18 protein-coding genes are annotated in these 17,140 nt (G+C 69.3%); 6 read left to right on the top strand and 12 right to left on the bottom strand.

Translation table 11 applies throughout. The features are described from left to right. Nucleotides 1–27: 27 nt before the first annotated feature. Nucleotides 28–1,053 carry a hypothetical protein gene (locus D7Y04_RS23745; protein WP_233601548.1) on the bottom strand — a complete coding sequence of 342 codons (1,026 nt, stop codon included), beginning with the start codon at nt 1,051–1,053 and terminating at the stop codon, nt 28–30. A 34-nt stretch (nt 1,054–1,087) separates the two neighbouring features. Beyond that, a complete protein-coding gene (locus tag D7Y04_RS23740; protein WP_014398831.1) occupies nt 1,088–1,591 on the bottom strand; it encodes a tRNA (cytidine(34)-2'-O)-methyltransferase in 504 nt (167 codons plus the stop codon). A gap of 17 nt (nt 1,592–1,608) precedes the next feature. Between D7Y04_RS23740 and D7Y04_RS23735 the strand changes: the two genes are divergently transcribed. The 3 genes from D7Y04_RS23735 (at nt 1,609) to D7Y04_RS23725 (ending at nt 4,454) form a co-directional block, all read left to right on the top strand. Continuing rightward, on the top strand, nt 1,609–1,977 hold the full coding sequence (locus D7Y04_RS23735) for a DUF192 domain-containing protein (protein WP_120578599.1): 369 nt from the start codon (nt 1,609–1,611) through the stop codon (nt 1,975–1,977). A 144-nt stretch (nt 1,978–2,121) separates the two neighbouring features. After that, nucleotides 2,122–2,886, top strand: a complete 765-nt coding sequence (locus tag D7Y04_RS23730) for a Stp1/IreP family PP2C-type Ser/Thr phosphatase (protein WP_120578600.1) — start codon at nt 2,122–2,124, stop codon at nt 2,884–2,886. 74 nt (nt 2,887–2,960) lie between these two features. Beyond that, nucleotides 2,961–4,454 carry a hypothetical protein gene (locus D7Y04_RS23725; RefSeq protein ID WP_121760772.1) on the top strand — a complete coding sequence of 498 codons (1,494 nt, stop codon included), beginning with the start codon at nt 2,961–2,963 and terminating at the stop codon, nt 4,452–4,454. A 12-nt stretch (nt 4,455–4,466) separates the two neighbouring features. Here D7Y04_RS23725 and D7Y04_RS23720 read toward each other — a convergent pair whose 3' ends face one another. Further along, nucleotides 4,467–5,495, bottom strand: coding sequence for an NDP-sugar synthase (locus D7Y04_RS23720; RefSeq protein WP_121760771.1), 1,029 nt, complete (start codon nt 5,493–5,495; stop codon nt 4,467–4,469). A gap of 4 nt (nt 5,496–5,499) precedes the next feature. Beyond that, the gene (locus D7Y04_RS23715) at nt 5,500–6,540 is read right to left on the bottom strand and encodes an aminoglycoside phosphotransferase family protein (protein WP_120578603.1); all 1,041 of its coding nucleotides are present in this window, start codon (nt 6,538–6,540) and stop codon (nt 5,500–5,502) included. Nucleotides 6,541–6,835: 295 nt separating this feature from the next. Here D7Y04_RS23715 and D7Y04_RS23710 point away from each other — a divergent pair, with 295 nt between their 5' ends. Continuing rightward, on the top strand, nt 6,836–8,203 hold the full coding sequence (locus D7Y04_RS23710) for a pyridoxal-phosphate dependent enzyme (protein WP_120598115.1): 1,368 nt from the start codon (nt 6,836–6,838) through the stop codon (nt 8,201–8,203). A gap of 98 nt (nt 8,204–8,301) precedes the next feature. Here the strand turns inward: D7Y04_RS23710 and D7Y04_RS23705 are convergent, their stop codons facing one another. The 3 genes from D7Y04_RS23705 to D7Y04_RS23695 all read right to left on the bottom strand — a co-directional run bounded on the left by D7Y04_RS23705 (nt 8,302) and on the right by D7Y04_RS23695 (nt 9,716). Continuing rightward, nucleotides 8,302–8,703 (bottom strand): hypothetical protein, encoded by a 402-nt coding sequence (locus D7Y04_RS23705; protein WP_120578605.1) that lies wholly within the window; start codon nt 8,701–8,703, stop codon nt 8,302–8,304. A 3-nt stretch (nt 8,704–8,706) separates the two neighbouring features. Beyond that, complete coding sequence (locus D7Y04_RS23700; protein WP_120578606.1) at nt 8,707–9,105, bottom strand: hypothetical protein; 399 nt, start codon at nt 9,103–9,105, stop codon at nt 8,707–8,709. 152 nt (nt 9,106–9,257) lie between these two features. After that, a complete protein-coding gene (locus D7Y04_RS23695; protein ID WP_121760770.1) occupies nt 9,258–9,716 on the bottom strand; it encodes a hypothetical protein in 459 nt (152 codons plus the stop codon). A 51-nt stretch (nt 9,717–9,767) separates the two neighbouring features. Here D7Y04_RS23695 and D7Y04_RS23690 point away from each other — a divergent pair, with 51 nt between their 5' ends. Beyond that, nucleotides 9,768–10,364, top strand: a complete 597-nt coding sequence (locus tag D7Y04_RS23690) for an FHA domain-containing protein (RefSeq protein WP_121760769.1) — start codon at nt 9,768–9,770, stop codon at nt 10,362–10,364. Nucleotides 10,365–10,368: 4 nt separating this feature from the next. Here D7Y04_RS23690 and D7Y04_RS23685 read toward each other — a convergent pair whose 3' ends face one another. The 4 genes from D7Y04_RS23685 to D7Y04_RS23670 form a co-directional block, all read right to left on the bottom strand. After that, nucleotides 10,369–10,818: a MaoC family dehydratase gene (locus tag D7Y04_RS23685; protein ID WP_120578608.1), complete on the bottom strand. Its 450-nt coding sequence runs from the start codon at nt 10,816–10,818 to the stop codon at nt 10,369–10,371. 70 nt (nt 10,819–10,888) lie between these two features. Then, nucleotides 10,889–12,718: a discoidin domain-containing protein gene (locus tag D7Y04_RS23680; RefSeq protein WP_121760768.1), complete on the bottom strand. Its 1,830-nt coding sequence runs from the start codon at nt 12,716–12,718 to the stop codon at nt 10,889–10,891. A gap of 87 nt (nt 12,719–12,805) precedes the next feature. Further along, nucleotides 12,806–13,951, bottom strand: coding sequence for a cystathionine gamma-synthase (locus tag D7Y04_RS23675; protein WP_120598110.1), 1,146 nt, complete (start codon nt 13,949–13,951; stop codon nt 12,806–12,808). A 63-nt stretch (nt 13,952–14,014) separates the two neighbouring features. After that, nucleotides 14,015–14,776 carry a crotonase/enoyl-CoA hydratase family protein gene (locus tag D7Y04_RS23670; protein WP_121760767.1) on the bottom strand — a complete coding sequence of 254 codons (762 nt, stop codon included), beginning with the start codon at nt 14,774–14,776 and terminating at the stop codon, nt 14,015–14,017. 51 nt (nt 14,777–14,827) lie between these two features. Here D7Y04_RS23670 and D7Y04_RS23665 point away from each other — a divergent pair, with 51 nt between their 5' ends. After that, nucleotides 14,828–15,817 (top strand): class I SAM-dependent methyltransferase, encoded by a 990-nt coding sequence (locus tag D7Y04_RS23665; RefSeq protein WP_121760766.1) that lies wholly within the window; start codon nt 14,828–14,830, stop codon nt 15,815–15,817. Between the two features lie 17 nt (nt 15,818–15,834). Here D7Y04_RS23665 and D7Y04_RS23660 read toward each other — a convergent pair whose 3' ends face one another. Then, the gene (locus D7Y04_RS23660) at nt 15,835–17,043 is read right to left on the bottom strand and encodes a Dickkopf N-terminal cysteine-rich domain-containing protein (protein ID WP_121760765.1); all 1,209 of its coding nucleotides are present in this window, start codon (nt 17,041–17,043) and stop codon (nt 15,835–15,837) included. Nucleotides 17,044–17,140 lie beyond the last annotated feature (97 nt).

The raw sequence follows: 17,140 nt of genomic DNA, 5'->3' as shown, positions 1-17,140 counted from the left end.
GCGGTCGCGGTCGCCTCGGCGGGCTTCTCACCCTCCAGCGCGCGCGTCTCGATGGAGCCCGAGGCCCGCTTCACGACCACCATGGGGCCGGACGGACGGCGCTCGCCGCCTCCGCCTCCGCCGCGCTTCCTCCTCCGCCCGGAGCCGTGCCTCCTCCGCCAGCCGAGCCTCTTCCAGCTCCCGGAGCCGAGCCTCCTCCGCCAGCCGCTCCGCCTCGATGCGCGCCAGCTCCGCCAGCCGAGCCTCTTCCGCGAGCCGAGCCTCCTCCGCCAGCCGCTCCGCCTCCAGCCGCGCCAGCTCCGCCAGCCGAGCCTCCGCCGCGAGCCGCTCCGCCTCCTCGCGGCGGCGCGCCTCCTCGATGGCCCAGGCTTCCTCCTCCGCCTGCCGCAGCTCCTCCTCGCGCCGAAGCCGCTCGCGCTCCTCCCACTCCTCCACCGACAGGGCCTCGATGCGGCCCTCGCGCTCCAGCACCCGCAGCAGCGCCTGCTGTGCCCCCGTCAGCGACTCCGGCCTTCGGAACGCCCCGAGCGTCTCCAACAGGCTCCGCTCCGACGCATCCGTCAGCCACGGCTCGCACGCCGCCACCTCCGGGCAGCGGTAGACCCTCGCGGGCACGGACTCACTGGGCGCCGGCTCCAGCGCCGCCCGCACCACCCGCACTCCCGCGATGGGCGCGAAATCCCCCACCGCGTCCACCGACTCCGCCTCGAAGTCCGCGCGCTCCGCGAGCTCGCTCAGCCGCCGCACCTGCGCCAGCACCTGCTGCTCGTGCACCACCGCGGGCCGCAGCCCGCTGTCCTCCAGCAGCTCCTCGTCCGGCGCCGCCGCCCCACCCCGCGCCCACAGCGCGTCCAGGGCGTCCACACCCAACAACCCGTTCTGGAAGAGCGCCTGCGCCGGCGTCTGGTAGCCGAAGCCCAGCTTCGCGCCCACCAGGTCGCCCTCGCGCAGCCACAGCGCGGACTCACGTCCACCGGCGTGCAGCGTCAGCCGGCCGGTGGCTCGGGACTTGTGGGCGGCATACAGCGCTTCGGCGACCTGCGAGGCGGACATTCGGCCACGGAGTGTAGCCCGTCCCGCTCGACCCTCAATTCGACGGCGGTGCCTGCCTGGCCGCAGTCCCCAGCTGCACCTGACGCAGCGCCTCGTAGGCGCCAATCCCCACCGAGGTCGAAAGATTCAAGCTCCGGCGCTCCGGAAGCATCGGGATGGTCACCGGCGTCCCCGTCCCCCCCTCCATCACCTCCGGCAACAGCCCCGTCACCTCCGAGCCGAACACCAGGTGGTCCCCTGGCTCGAACCGCGCCGCGTACAGCGACGTCTCCGCCCGGGCGGAGAACAGCCACCGCCGGGCCTGGGGGTACTCCGCTACATAGGCGTCGTAGGTCGGGTACAGCTTCAGGAACACCTTGTCCCAGTAGTCCAGCCCCGCCCGCTTCAGGTTCCGGTCGTCGATGGAGAACCCCAGGGGCTCCACCAGGATGAGCCGGCAGCCGGTCACCGCGCACAGCCGGGCCACGTTGCCGGTGTTGGGCGGAATCTGCGGGGAGACGAGGACCAGGTGCAGGGGGGACGCCAGGGGCTCAAGCATGGGATAGAACACCGGACATGCACTGGAGGGTGACCAACGAAACGCGGCAGCGGCTGCTCGCAGACCGCGCCGAACGCGCCGAGTCCTTCGTCCAGCGCTTCCAGGGGCTCATGGGCCGCGCCTCGCTGCCCATGGGGGGCGGGATGCACATCGAGCCCTGCAACTCCATCCACACCTTCTTCATGCGCATCCCCATCGACGTCGCCTTCCTGGACGCGGAAGGGCGCATCGTCAAGCAACTGTCCGCCATGCCTCCCTGGCGGACCTCGTCCATCTACTTCAAGGCCCGCTCCGTCCTGGAATTACCCGCCGGGGTCCTCCTGGCCAGCGGCACCCAGGAGGGCGACCGCCTGGTTTTCGGCCCCGGAGAGCCCCCGGGCGCCTAGGGGGCCAGGGGCCCGTGCCGTCCCACCCACCCGTACCCGCAGGGGGGAATGCTGGGACAGGCGAGAGGTTTTTGACCCCTTTTGGAGCGCTTTGTTAACGTCGCGCCCCGATTTTCACGCCTCTCCCCGGAAGAGTCCCTTCGCATGCGCATCGAGGTCGCTGGCAGCACCCACGTCGGGATGAAGCGGAACCACAACGAGGACAACTACCTCGTGCTCCCCGAGGAGAACCTCATGGTCGTGGCGGACGGCATGGGCGGTCACTCGTCCGGAGAGATCGCCAGCCGCATCGCGGTAGACGAGCTGGGTGAGTTCTTCCGCCTCACGTCCAAGGACCAGGACGCCACCTGGCCCTTCAAGATGGACAAGCAGCGCAACTACGACGAGAACCGCCTGGCCACCGGCATCAAGCTGGCGAACGCGCGCATCTTCGAGCGCGCCACGGTGGACACCAAGTACAAGGGCATGGGCACCACCATCGTGTCCGTGCACTTCGCGGAGAACGGCGTCTACGTGGGCCACGTGGGCGACAGCCGCGTGTACTTCTTCCGCGGCGGGATGCTCCAGCAGGTGACGGAGGACCACTCGCTGCTCAACGACTACCTCAAGGCGAAGAAGCTCACGCCGGAGGAGATCGAGAACTTCCCCCACAAGAACGTCATCGTCCGGGCGCTGGGGATGAAGGAGCAGGTGCAGGTGGACGTCACCCGCGTGGATCCGCTGGAGAACGACGTCTTCCTGCTGTGCTCGGACGGCCTGAGCGGCATGATCACCGACGCGCAGATGCAGGACATCCTGTCGCGCACGCCGGAGCTGGAGAAGGCGTGCGGCCAGCTCATCGACCTGGCCAACGCGGCGGGCGGCAACGACAACGTCACCTGCGTGCTCGCGCGATACCACGCCGCCTGAGCGACCCGTCCCATCTGGACGCGTGAAGGCCCGTGCTCCCCAAGGAGCGCGGGCCTTCGTCTTGAGGAGTCCCCATGTCCTGGAACCTGCTGACCGGCCTGCTGTTGATGGCGGCCCCGCCTGACTTCTCCCAGCCGCTGGGAGGCTCCGGTGGAAAGGCCCCCGCGTCGGTCGCGACGCTCGTCTCGGACGGGCAGCAGCTGGTGCTGGACGTGGAGGTGGTGGACACGACGCCGTCGGCCGCGACGGACGACGTGCACTCGGACCACGTGGAGGTGTGGTTCGGGCTGGAGGCGCCCGACGCGCTGATGCCGTCGCGAGTCGTCACCACGTCGCCGGCAGGGAAGCTCTTCACGGTGCGCGGCAAGGACGACCCGAAGGCGCTGGCCGCCATCATCCAGGGAAAGGACCCGGGCACCCTGGATGACTCCGGCATGGCGGACGAAGGCTGCGACGAGGACAACCGCGCCGCGCGCGAGTCGCTGGGCACGTCGCCCAAACGCACCCGGGTCCTGACGGGACTGGCGCACCTGGGCTTCTTCCCGGACGGCCGAGCCCCCGTGCTCTACGACCTGGAGCGCTACCCGGGCCTGTCCCCGGCCTTGGGCGAAGGCGACGTGCGCTACGAGGCCCGGAAGACAGCCACGGGCTATCACGTGCGCGCGGTGCTCCAGCCTGGAGCGCTGCTCTTCGTTCCGAAGGACGGCGTGCGCACGTTGCGCGTCCGGGTAGATGCCATCGACGCGGGCGCAGCGGGCACGAAGGAGGCGCTGCGCTCCACGCATCCGGCCCCCAAGTGGGGCGACGCGGAGACATTGCGGACCGTGAAGCTCGCGAAGCCGCTCACCGTGAAGCTGGTGGAGGGCGTCCCGGAGCTGGGCCAACCCGCGTCCGTGGGCCCGGGCGCGAAGCAGGCCTTCGACGAGCTGCCGCCCTACTTCCTGCGCACCGGCAAGACGTGGACCGGAGTGCGGGTGCTGCGCGCCTCTCCCGAGAGCTACCAGTTGCGCATCTGCGCCGTGACGCTCGATGCCGTCACCGAGTACCGCCCGCAGGCCAGCGTCTTCGGCGCGCCCGCCGCGTTCCTGGGCGAAGGCACCTCGCGCGTCCCGGTGAAGACCGCGGACGCCCCAACGACGCTGTACCTCACCCGAGCACCGGGCGACCTGCGCGCTGTCGTGTCCAACGATGGGGTGGAGACGTTCCGGTTCAAGGACGGCACGCCCGGGCTCGTGGAGAAGAGCGAGGAGCCCATGATGGGCCGCTACACCAGCGGGGCCTGCGGTGGCGCGACGACGGTCACGCTGCGGCTCGTGCGCATGGAGAAGCAGGGTCCCAAGAGCACGGTCCTGCTGTCCTGGAACGACTGCGACAGCGGCATCACGGACGCGGAGGAGCACGTCGTGGCGGAGCGCCCGGAGGACGGCATGGACGACGCCCCGAAGATCACCTGGGCCACGCAGGGACAGAAGCTGCGCGTGACGTTCGGTCCCCGCCTCACGCTGGAAGCCACCTGGAAACAGGATGGCTCCAACGTGAAGGTGGACAAGGTCGCCGCCAGACCGTGAGCCCTTGTGGGCTCAGCGCCCGGCGAGCGGCGCGGGCACCCGGTGCGGGCCCCACGCGAGCACCTCGGTGAGTGCCTCACCGGGTGACACCTGCGTCTCCTCGAACACGGCGCAGCGCTCCAGCTTCGCGCCCTGCCCCACCCGCGCTCCCGGGCCCACCGACACGCCCGGGCCCACGGTGGCTCCCGCGTCCACCACGCTGCCCGCTCCCACGTACGCGGGCCCGCGCACCGTCCCTGCCACGCGGGCTTCCGGGTGCACCCAGGCTCCATCAGCCCCGGCCTTCAGCTCCTGGAGCGGTGAGTCCTTCCCCAGCGCCTGCAACGGCACGCGCCCTTCGAGCACGTCCCGCACCGTGGCCAGGTAGCGCGACGGCATGCCCAGGTCGGACCAGTACGCATCCACCGCGTGCCCCCGCACCTGGAGCCCCGCCTGCATCACCCGCACGTAGACCTCGCGGTTGATGTCCTCGGGACCTTCGGCCGTCATGAAGTCGAACACGCTGGGGGACATCACGTGCACACCCGTGAAGTGCCATGGACGCAGGCCGTCGCCGCCCGGTCCGTACCCCGCGATGCGGCGCACCTGCCCGCCCGCGTCCGCCTCCACCGCCGCGTACTTCTCCCCTTCCGGCATGGGCAGCAGCACCATCGTCGCCACCGCGCCGGACTCACGGTGCGCCGCGACCACGGGCTTCAGGTCCACCGGGAAGAGGATGTCCCCGTTGAACACGAGGAAGTCCTCGCCGGAGAGGAAGTCGCGCAGGCCGCGGATGCCTCCGCCCGTGCCCTGGATGACCGGCTCGTGCACCACGTGCAGCGGCAGCCCCGCGCGCTCGCACTCCGCGCGAGCCACCGCCGCCATCGTGTCCGGCAGGTGGTGCGTGTTGATGCCCACCGCCGTCACGCCCGCGGCCTTCAGCACCGCCAGGTGGTAGCGCAGCAGCGGCTGCCCGAGGAACGGCATGGCCGGCTTGGGCCAGCGCTCCGTGAGCGGGCGCAGGCGCGTGCCCAGGCCCGCGCAGAGGACCATCGCTTTCATGTCTTCAGGCCGCCAGCTCGGGCACGTACTTCGCCACCAGCTTCTGCAGCGGCGCCAGCTCCGGCCGGCGCGCGAACGCGGCCTTCACGTAGCGCAGCGACGCCGGGATGGACACCAGGAAGCCCGGGTTGCCCTTCACGCGGTTGATGAACTCGAAGCGCCCCGCGTCCTTCAGCTTGCGCTGGATGGTGAGCAGATCGAAGAACGCCTTGAACTCCCTGGCGTCGATCTTCTCCCCACTCTCCTGCTCGAACGTGGCGATGTAGCGGTCCAGCATCGTGTCCACGAAGTCGCGGTCCAGCTCCACGTAGCTGTCGCGCAGCAGCGCCACCAGGTCGTACTGGCGAGGGCCCTGGAGCGCGTCCTGGAAGTCGATGACCACCAGCTCGCCCTCCTTCACCATGATGTTGCGGCTCTGGTAGTCGCGGTGCGTGAAGCCTCGCGGCGCGGCGGCCAGCTGCTTCGCGATGTCCCGGAACGTGGCGTCCAGTTCCGCGCGCTCCGCGTCCGTGGGCAGCTTTCCGCTCCAGGCCTCCAGGCCCCACTCGCGGAAGTGGTGCAGCTCCCAGTCGTACAGGTCCTCGTCGAAGGCGCGCGTGAAGGCCAGGCACTCCGGGTCGCGCTGCTTCTCCGCCTGCACGCGCAGCTTCGCCAGCAGGTCCACCGCGCGCGTGTAGAGCGCCTGGTTGTGGCGGCCACCCTCCAGCGCGGACTCGAAGGTGATGTCGCTCAGGTCCTCCAGCACCATGATGCCGGCGGGCTCGTCGTAGCGGAGGATTCGCGGCACGCGCACACCCAGCTTCTCCAGGTAGCGGTGCACGTTGACGAAGGGCAGCTCCTTCGGGGGCTCGCCCTTGGTGGCCTCCTCGCTCTTCTTCGTCGCGTCCGGCGGCATCACCATCAGCACCCAGCTCTCCGGGGCGCTGCCGACGCGGTAGTAGGAGCGGTTGCTCGCGTCGCCCTTCAACTTCTTGATGGGGGCATCGGGGACGGGACGGCCAATGGCCTGTCCCACCTGGTCGCGAAGGGCGGCCTCAAGTTCCATGGGGGGCGGGTACTCCAGAGGGGGAAGGGAAAGACGCCCGCGAGTATCGGAGGCACGGCGCGACGGGTCAAAGCCCTCGTGGGCCACACGCCCGGCGGACGCCTGCCCTGTCGCCTACGCGACGAGGAGCCTCGCCCCTACATCCAGGGGGCCATGCCCTGGAGAGGCCGGGGAAACGCCCACCCGGTCGCGGCATCCTGCGTCAGGAAGGGGCCCGCCTTCGGGCATGTTCCCCCTGACAGGGCGGAGCACATATAAGGCCCCGACCCTCACTTTTTTCGGGAAGCCACGCACGATGGACATCCAACAGAACATCCTCACCGCCATTGGCCACACGCCGCTGGTGAAGCTCAACAAGCTCGTCGGTCCGAACGACGCCACCGTGCTCGTGAAGTGCGAGTTCATGAACCCCGGCGCGTCCATCAAGGACCGCATGGCGCTCTACATCATCGAAAAGGCCGAGCGGGAGGGGAAGCTCAAGCCCGGCGGCACCATCGTGGAGAACACGTCCGGCAACACCGGCATGGGCGTGGCGCTGGCGGCGGCGGTGAAGGGCTACAAGTGCATCTTCACCATGCCGGACAAGATGTCCCTGGAGAAGATCAACCGCCTGAAGGCCATGGGCGCCCAGGTCGTCGTCACGCCGACGAACGTTCCGGCGGAGGACCCTCGCAGCTACTACGAGACGTCCAAGCGGCTGGCCAAGGAGACGCCCGGCGCGTTCATGCTGAACCAGTACCACAACCCGGACAACATCGAGGCGCACTACCACACGACGGGTCCGGAGATCTTCGAGCAGACCGAAGGCAAGTTCGACTACTTCGTGTCCGGCCTGGGCACCGGCGGCACCATGAGCGGCGCCGGCAAGTACCTCAAGGAGAAGATCCCCGGCCTAAAGAACGTCGGCGTGGATCCGGAAGGCTCCGTCTACGAGGGCTACTTCAAGACGGGCAAGCTCACCGAGCCGCACGTCTACAAGGTCGAGGGCATTGGCGAGGACATGCTCTGCGGCGCCATGGACTTCAAGGTCGTGGACGACGTGCGCCAGGTCGATGACCGCATGTGCTTCAACGCCGCTCGTCGCCTCGCGCGCGAAGAGGGCATCTTCGCGGGCGGCTCGTCCGGCGCGGCGGTGCACGTGGCGGTGCAGCTGGCGAAGGAGGTCGGCAAGGGGAAGACCATCGTGGTCGTCCTCCCGGACTCCGGCAGCAGCTACATCAGCAAGTTCCACTCCGACGAGTGGATGCGCGACAACGGCTTCATGCAGGAGAAGGGCGCCGGCACGGTGCGCGACATCATCGGCGCGAAGCCCCGCGACCTGAAGACCGCGAAGCGCGGTGACCGCGTGGACCGCGTGGTGGAGACCATGCGCAGCCATGGCATCAGCCAGATGCCCGTGGTGTCCGACGACGGGCGCGCCGTGGGCATGGTGCACGAGTACGACCTGCTCAACGCCCTGGTCGCCAACAAGGTGAAGTTCCAGGACGCCATCGACCCCATCGTCGCCCCGCTCCAGGGTGCCGTGTCCGCCGACGCCAGCATCGACCGGCTGCGTGAAATCTTCGCGCGCGACAACGTGGCCGTGGTGAAGGACGGAGAGACGGTCATCGCCATCGTCACGAAGATCGACCTCATCGACCACCTGCACCGCACGGCCTCTTAAGGCCGCGGGCGCAAGCGCCTGAAACACCGCGGGCCCGGAAGGAGGAGGACATCCTCCCTTCGGGCCCGTCGTGTTTCTTGAGCGGTGCTGCGGGTTCTTCAGAGTCCCGCGGGGTCCGGCTTCGTCAGGTCCAGGGCCACCATGTGGTAGCCCGGCCCCACGTGCATGAAGCCGAAGCGCTCCGCGCGGTTCTTGATGGCATCCAGCTGCGAGTAGCCGAGGAGCAGCTTGAAGCCCTGTTTCCGGGCCTCGTCGCGGACGGCGGCGACGATGGCGTTGACGGCCTCGTTGCGGTCCTCCTTGGTCAGCCCGGGCGCGGCGATGATGCCTTCAATCAGCGCCACCGAGCTGTCCGTGCGGTACAGGAAACCCGCCGCCTTCTCCGGCACCACGAAGCCGTATTCCGGCAGGGCCTCCGGCGTCATCGTCTCATCCCACGGCTTGCGCCACAGGTTGAGCAGTTCGTGGTGGACCTTGGGGTCGAAGCGAACGGGCTTCATGGACTAGGACAGGAACGTGGACATCTTCTGGGCGGCGAGCTCGGTCGCGTTGTTCATGCCCAGGTTGGTGAGCGGGTTGCTCTTGGTGGCCTTGAACAGGTCGCCGACGATGTCGGTGACCTTGCTCTTGCCCTTCGCCAGGTTCAGCGCGCCGGACAGCAGGCTGTTGCCGCCCGCACCGTCCATCAGGCCGGAGCCGGCGAAGGCCCCCAGCGCGTTCTTGAGCACGCCGCCGCCCGGGATGAGGTCGGTGGCCGCGCCCAGCAGCGCCTGGAGGGGGTTCTTGCCCTGCATCAGACCGCTGGCGAAGCCCATCGCCGCGCCGAGCAGCGGGTTCACCGCCGACACGAACGGCTTGACGATGTCCATCACCTTGCCGAGAGCCTTGCCGATGCCACCCATGGTCTGATCCTTTTCGTGGAGGGCCGCGCGGGCCCTCGAAGTGAGACTGACAGTGGGATTCTCGGAGAAACGCCGGAGAAGTTTCCGGTTCCGGGATTATCCGAGTGACCCACCCCAAAGCCCTGTAGTTTCAAGGCTTTAGCGGGACGACTTCAGCCCCGGATGGGGCCCTTCTTGGCCTCCGCCGGATCCACGGCGGTCCCGGGCTTGGGGGCCACGGTCTGGCCGGGCTTGGCGGTGGCACCCAGCGCGGCGCTGTAGCGCTGCTCGTGGCTCTTGTCGCTGCTGAAGCCGTCGCGCTGCTGGGCGGGGCTGATGGCGATCTCCCCGTCGATGATCTTCTGCAGGTGGGTGCCAATCTCATCCACCGTGGGGATCTTCGGGTCGCGCGCCTTCAGCTCCTCGTCGGGGATGATCTCCAACTGGGGCGGCTTGTCCGGGTGGATGGCGTAGTCGAGGATCTTCTCCACGTACTGCGCGACGGGGATCTTCAGCATCTCCGCCTGCTGCTGCACGTCGGCATCCGCCAGCAGCTCCGCGCGCACCACTTCCACGGGACGCTTCAGCCGGCTGGGCGCCGGAGGAGGAACGACCTCATTGGTGTTGGACATGGGCTTCTCCTTTGGGCGTATTGGTAACCCAGGTCAGCCCCGGAACTCAAAATGGCCGCCACGATTCTCGAAGCCCGCTGTGTCGCGCCCTTCACTGTTCGGATCCGCTTCAGTGACGGAATGGAGGGCGAGGCCAGCCTCGAGCCCTGCCTCTTCGACTGGGACCTCTCGCGCGTTCCCGACCTCACCCCGGACATGCGCGAGTGGCTGCGTGTGCCCGAGAACTTCGCGACGGTCCGCCTGGACGCGGACATGGGCACGCTCGCGTGGGGAGACGCGCGGCCGTTCAGCCCGTCCATCGTGTACTGGCGCGTGGAGCGGTACCGGGTGCCCGTGACCGTGCGCACGAAGGACGGGACGGTGCTCGCGGAGCTGCTGCTCGGAGGCCGGCGTGAGGTCTGGAGGCCGGGGCTCACCGTGGGGAGCGACCCCACCAACACCGTCGTCGTGGACCGGCCCGGCGTGGCGCCCCACCACGTGCGGGTGACCGTGGGCGGCGGCCACCACCCCTGCTACGTCGTGACGGTGGTGGAGGGCACCACGACCGCCGGGGGCACCACGTCTTCAACGCCCGGCGAGACGTGGCGCGTCCCCGCTCGGCAGCCCCTGCTGCTGGAGCTGGGGGACTGCACCGTGGAGATTGGCTGAACCGTCAGGGGGACGGAGGGCGGCGAGCGAAGAGGGCGTTGGCCACCTCCGTCATCACCACCTCGCCATTCTGGTTCACGACTTCCAGGCGCAGCTTGAGCGCGCCGCGGTCCGGCTTGCTCGTGGAGGGCTTCGCCTCCAGCGTCTCGATGCGGATCCGGAGCGAGTCACCGGGGCGCACCGGCTTCTTCCAGCGCAGCTCGTCCAGGCCCGGCGAACCCATGCCGGCGGCCTGACCCAGCAGGCCCTCCACCATGAGCTTGTGGCAGATGGCGGCGGTGTGCCAGCCGCTGGCGATGATGCCGCCGTAGATGCTCTTGCCGGCGGCATCCTCGTCGATGTGGAAGGGCTGGGGGTCGAACTGGCGCGCGAACGCGATGATCTCCTCGCGCGTCACCACGTACGGCCCCCGCTCCATGATTTCGCCGACGGGGAAGTCCTCGAAGTAGCGCATGGTGTCCCTTCTGTGGGTGCCGGGCCCGCCGGCGGTTCAGCCCTTCCCTACCCTCCGGCGGGTCTCGCGGCTACTGCGGAAGCGGCTCTTCGGGGTCGGCCACGGACTCCGGCGTGTCCGCGGGCGGCACGGGGCCTCGCAACACCGGCTCGGCGCGGTCGTCCGTGGGGCCCGGCGGCGTGTCGTGCGCCTCCTCCGCGGCGGCTTCATGCTCCTCCAGCGCGCTGGCCTGGACGCCGCGGACCGAAGCCTTGGCCAACGTCTTCTTGAGCGTCAGCGTGTCGCGCACGGCGTTGCTGGAGGTGATCAGCCGCGCGGTGAGCGTGCCGCCGTCCACCGACACGTCCAGGAAGCCGTAGGCCTGGTTGTCGCGCAGCGCGGTCCACGCGGGCTGGCTGGTGGCGAAGGGCCTCAGCGTGGCGCCGCCGCTGCCCACCACGAGGTACGGAATGCCGCGCTGGGTGCTGGAGGCCACGTTGTCGCCGTACATGGGCTTGCTGCGCTCGTAGTCGTGGTCATGTCCGGTGAGCACCAGGTCCACGCCGTACTTCTCGAACAACGGGCCGAACTGGCGGCGCATGGTGAGCTGCGAGCCGTGCTCACCGCTGGACCACGACGGGTGGTGGAAGAAGGCCACCGTCCATGGGCGCGTGTTCGCGGCCAGGTCCGACTCCGCCCACGCCTTCTGCGCCGCCAGCGTGCACCGGTCCGCGGACGCCAGGCCCACCGCGCAGTTGGAGTCCAGGGAGATGAAGTGCACCGGGCCCCAGTCGAAGGAGTAGTAGCGCTCGGAGCCCTGCGGGTTGTTGGCCGGCAGGTACATGTTGTCCAGGTAGGGCTGCGCCTGGTTCGTCACGTACTCGTGGTTGCCGGGCGTGGCGAACATGGGCACTTCGCGCAGCAGCCCGGCCATGGGCTTGAAGAGGTGCTCCTGGAACTCCGCGTCCGTGCCGTTCGGGTACGCGTTGTCGCCCAGGGCCAGCAGCAGTTCCGAGCGCCACTGCGGCGTGTTCATCACCGCCATCACCTTCGCCTGCATGCTGCCGCCAGTGCCGAAGTCACCCATCGCGGTGAAGTGCGCCTTGGTGGCCGAGGACGTCGTGGACGTCTGGAACCCGCGCAGGCCCGTCTTGCTGCCGCAGGCCTCCACCACGTAACCGTAGGTGCGGCCCGCGGACAGGCCGTCCAGCTTCACCGCGTGGCGCGTGCCGGACATGCCCGCGCTGACGGAGGACGTGAGGCTGGTGCCCTCGCCGTAGCGCACCGTGGGGTTGCAGGTGCTCGCGGTGCGGAAGGCCACGATGGCGGACGTCTGCTTCACACTTTGGAGGTATGGCAGGCGAGGCAGCGTGGGGCCGGAGTCGCTGGAGGACGGCGGCGCACTGGCCGCGCACGCACGGACCTCCGCGATGGAGTTCCAGTCGTTCACCGTGTTGCCGTTGACGGTGATGCGCACGTAGCGCGCGCTGCGCGAGGAGAACGCCACGGTCTGCGCGGCCGCGTTGAGCGCGCTGTCACCCGCGTACGCCTGGGTGAAGGTGCCGCCGTCGGTGGAAGTGGAGACGACGAAGTGGTTCTGGCGCTCGTTGCCCCGGTGCCACGCGATGGTGGTGCCCGTGAGCGTCTGCGCCGAGCCCAGGTCCATCTGGAGCCAGACGCCCGTCCCCTGCGCGCTCCAGCGCGTGGAGAGGTTGTCGTCCTGCGTGTTGCCGGGAACGTTGCCGTCGTCACCGCTGGCCGTCACCGTCTTGGTGACGAGCTGATTGCAGTTGGACGCGGAGAGCGACTCCGGCAGCGCGGCCGGAGGAACGTCGGAGTCAGTGGGAACGGGCGGAGACTCGCAGCCAGTCGCGAGCCACGCGCCCAGGAGGCAGGTGGGGCCAAGCAGTCGGTTACGCATCGCGCCGGAAACGTTGTGTACCAACCAACATTCCCCCTGCCCCGGAGGGCAGGCCAGGCTGCCTGGAGCGCGAGCGAGCGCCGGGGACTACTTCACGCGGTCGAGCGCCTGCGCGAGGTCGTCGATGAGGTCCTGCGCGTCCTCGATGCCGACGGACAGGCGGATGAAGCCGTCCAGGATGCCCAGCTTCTCCCGCGTCTCCTTGGGGACGGAGGCGTGAGTCATGATGGCGGGGTGCTCGATGAGGGACTCGACGCCGCCCAGGGACTCGGCGCAGGCGAAGACCTTCACCGTCTTGAGGAAGGTGCGCGCCGCCTCCAGGCCGCCGTGGATGTCGAACGTCAGCATGCCGCCGAAGCCGGTCATCTGCTGCTTGGCGAGCGCGTACTGCGGATGCGTCTCCAGGCCCGGGTAGGTGACCTTCTTCACCTGCTTGTGCGTGGACAGGTACTGGGCCACCTTCATCGCGTTCTGCGCGTGGCGGTCCATGCGCACGTGCAGCGTCTTCACGCCGCGCAGCACCAGGAAGCTGTCGAAGGCGCCGGACACGCCGCCCACCGCGTTCTGCAGGAAGTACATCCGCTCGGCGATGTCATCGCGGCTGGTGCAGACGAAGCCACCCACCACGTCGCTGTGGCCGTTGAGGTACTTCGTCGTGGAGTGCGCCACGACGTCGAAGCCCAGGTCGAGGGGCTTCTGGAAGTACGGCGTCATGAACGTGTTGTCCGCGACGGAGATGATGCCGCGCTTCTTGGCGACCTCGGCGATGCGCGCCAGGTCGATGAGCTTGAGCATCGGGTTCGTCGGCGTCTCCACCCAGACCATCTTGGTCTTCGGGGTGATGGCCGCCTCGAAGTTCTCCGGCTTGGAGAGGTCCACGAAGGAGAAGTTCAGGCCCGCGCGCTTCCACACCTTGTCGAAGATGCGGAAGGTGCCGCCGTACACGTCGTCGGAGACGATGACGTGGTCACCGGACTCCAGCATGTGCATCAGCATGTCCGTGCCGGCCAGGCCGGACGCGAACGCGGCGCCGTACTTCGCGCCTTCCAGCGCGGCCAGGCAGTCCTGCAGCGCCTTGCGCGTGGGGTTCTGCGTGCGGCTGTACTCGTAGCCCTTGTGCTCCCCCGGTCCGTCCTGGACGTAGGTGGAGGTCAGGTACACGGGCGTCATGATGGCGCCGGTGGTGGGATCCGGCTCCTGGCCGGCGTGGATGGCGAGCGTGTCGAAGCGCATGGCTTCGCGAACTAACACAGTCCCACCGGCCGCGCAGCGTTCCCAGCCTGCTCCGGAGTCGTCCTACTCGAAGCGGCCGTGTCGGCCCGCGCCTTTCGCGAAGCGCGTGGCCCCGGGGAGGGACTCCGACTGGAGCACCTTCACCCCGCCCTGGAACTCCTGGCGCATCGCGTCTTCGAAGGACAGGTCGCCCTGGGCATAGGCGGAGGCCCGGTCCGCGTTCATGCAGGCCTGCGGGAAGGCGGCAATCTGGGTGGCCAGCGCTTCCGCGGCGCTCCGGGCCTCGCCCTTCGGCACCACGCGGTTGACCAGGCCCATGCCCAGCGCCTCGGAGGCGGACACGGGACGGCCGGTGAGGATGAGGTCCAGGGCGCGCGACAGGCCAATCAACCGGGGCAGGCGCACGGTGCCCCCGTCGATGAGCGGCACGCCCCAGCGCCGGCAGAAGACGCCCAGCACCGCGTCCTCCTCCGCCACGCGCAGGTCGCACCACAGCGCCAGCTCCAGGCCGCCCGCCACCGCGTGGCCGCTGATGGCCGCGACCACGGGCTTGGACAGGCGCATGCGCGAAGGTCCCATGGGCCCGTCGCCGTCCGGCTCCAGACGCAGCAGGCGGCCTTCCGACACGGCCTTCAGGTCCGCACCCGCGCAGAAGGTGCCCGCGTCGCCGTAGAGGACGCCCACGCGCGCATCGGGGTCCGCGTCGAAGGCACGGAAGGCGTCCGCCAGCTCGCGCGCCGTGTCGGCGTCCACTGCGTTGCGGACCTCCGGCCGGTGGAGGACGACGGTGGTGACGGGGCCGTTCTTCTCGACGCGCACGCTCATGGGCCGTGGTTTTCCCCCGCCCCCGGGGCGGCCTGCAATATGAGGGGAGCCATGTCGGAAGAAGGCAAACAGGAGACGCAGGGCGCGGGTGGCATGTTCGAGAACCGCCTGCGCAAGAACGCGAAGCGCCTGCGCAAGTGGGCTCGCGCGCAGGGGCTCACCGCCTTCCGCGTCTATGACAGGGACATCCCCGAGTACTCCTACGCCGTGGACGTCTACGGCGACCACGCCCACGTCGTGGAGTTCCCGCGCCGCAAGGCCCACGCGAAGGGCGCGAACGCGGACGCGGACCGCGCGGAAGTGCTCGCCGCCGTCACCGCCGTGCTGGGCGTGCCGCCCGAGCGCACGTCCGTGAAGACGCACACGCCCCAGCCCTGGGGCCGCTCGCAGTACGGCCGCGTGGGAGAGGGCAGCGAACGGCTGGTGGTGGAGGAGCAGGGCCTCAAGTTCTGGGTGAACCTGGGCGACTACCTGGACACCGGCCTCTTCATGGACCACCGCAACACCCGCGCCCGCGTGCGCAGCGAGGCCAAAGGGAAGCACTTCCTCAACCTCTTCGCCTACACCGGCGCTTTCACCGTGTACGCGGCGGCCGGTGGCGCGGCGGGCAGCGTGAGCGTGGACCTGTCCAACACGTACCTGGACTGGGCGGAGGACAACCTGGTCCTCAACGGCCTGGCGGACCCGCGCCACGTGCTCATCCGCGCGGACGCGAAGGCGTGGCTGGAGGACCAGGCGAAGCACGGGGACGACAAGTACGACCTCATCGTCTGCGACCCGCCGTCGTTCTCCACCTCGAAGAAGATGTCGGGGAACTTCGACGTGCAGCGCGACCACGTGCGGATGCTGGAACACCTCCGGGCGCTCATGGCCCCCGGAGGCGTCCTCTACTTCTCCACCAACTTCCTGGGCTTCGAACTGAAGGACTCCGCGACCCGGGACATGGCGCAGGTGGAGGAAATCACCCCCCGCTCCATCCCCGAGGACTTCCACCGCAAGGAGATCCACCGATGCTGGCGCATGGTGGCCCCCTCGCGGTGAGCTTCATCCGCTGACGGCTACAGCCAGCAGACGTTGTCCTGGCAGCGCTCGCCAGACGGGCACTCGCAGTTGGCCTGGCAGACCTTGCCGGAGCCGTGGTTCACCGGCTTGCACTGGCCGCTGTTGCAGGCCTGGCCCGCCGGGCACTCGCAGTTGGCGCGGCACACGGTGCCGGACGTCCCCGCGTCGTTCGACGGCTGCGGCGGAGGCAGCTTGCACTTGCCGCTGGTGCAGACCTCACCGGACGGGCACTCGCAGTTCACCGTGCAGGACCAGTTGCTGCCCGAGCCCGCGTCCGGCACCGGCGCCTTGCAGTAGCCGCTCGTGCACACCTGACCGGAGGGGCAGTCGCAGTTGGCGAGGCACGCCTGGCCCGGGTCCGGCTGCGGCGACTTGCACTGGCCGCTGTTGCAGACCTGGCCCGCCGGGCACTCGCAGTTCGCCGTGCACTGGCCGCCGGACGGAATGGGCAGGCAGTAGCCCACTTCGCACTTGGTGTCCGCCGAGCACTCCGTCGTGGAGGAGCAGGGCGCGCGGCACTGGCCGTTCACGCAGTCGCGGCCCGAGGGGCACTGGGCCTCCGTGGTGCACGCGTTCGGGTCCGTCGGCGGCTTCTGGCACAGGCCCTGGACGCACAGGCCACCCGGGCCGCACTTGTCGTCCCTGTCGCACTGCTGACGGCACGCGCCGTTGATGCAGTAGTGGTCCGCGCCGCAGTCAGAGTTGACCCGGCAGACCGCGGTGCCGGCGTCGGAGCCCGCGTCCGGCTTCGTGCCGCCGTCCGTGCCCGCGTCCGGCTTGGTGCCGCCGTCCGTGCCCGCGTCCGGCTTGGTGCCGGCGTCCGGCTTGGTGCCCGCGTCCGTGGTGCCCGCGTCCGGCTTGGTGCCGGAGGAGGTACAGAAGTTGTCCTTGCAGCGGCCGCCCGCGCCACATTCCGAGTCGCGGTAGCACGACTGGGCGCACCAGCCGTTGATGCACATCTGCGTGCCGGGACACTCGCTGGAGTAGACGCAGTTCTTGGAGTCGGAGTTCAGGTCCCAGCAGCTACCGGAGTGACAGTACTGGTTCGAGCCGCAGTCGGACGTGGTGGAGCAGCCGTAGCTGGAGTCGTAGTCGTCGTCGGGCCAGTACCCGCCGCCGTTCGTCTCCAGGATGCAACCCGACAGCAGGCCTAACAGCGTAAGGAACGGCACGACCAATGTGCCGCGAAGCGTGATGTTCCTCATGAGTGGGGGCTCCAAATAAGGGGATGGGTCCGGACCGGCCACCGGGGGGGTCATCCGATTTCGAGAGCCTTCGACGCAAGAGGGGGCCAGATTGATC

The organism is Corallococcus sp. AB038B (assembly GCF_003668955.1).
In the GTDB taxonomy this organism is placed as follows: domain Bacteria; phylum Myxococcota; class Myxococcia; order Myxococcales; family Myxococcaceae; genus Corallococcus; species Corallococcus exiguus.
Note: the sequence above shows the minus strand (reverse complement) of the source record. Positions and strands in the feature narration are given on the sequence as shown.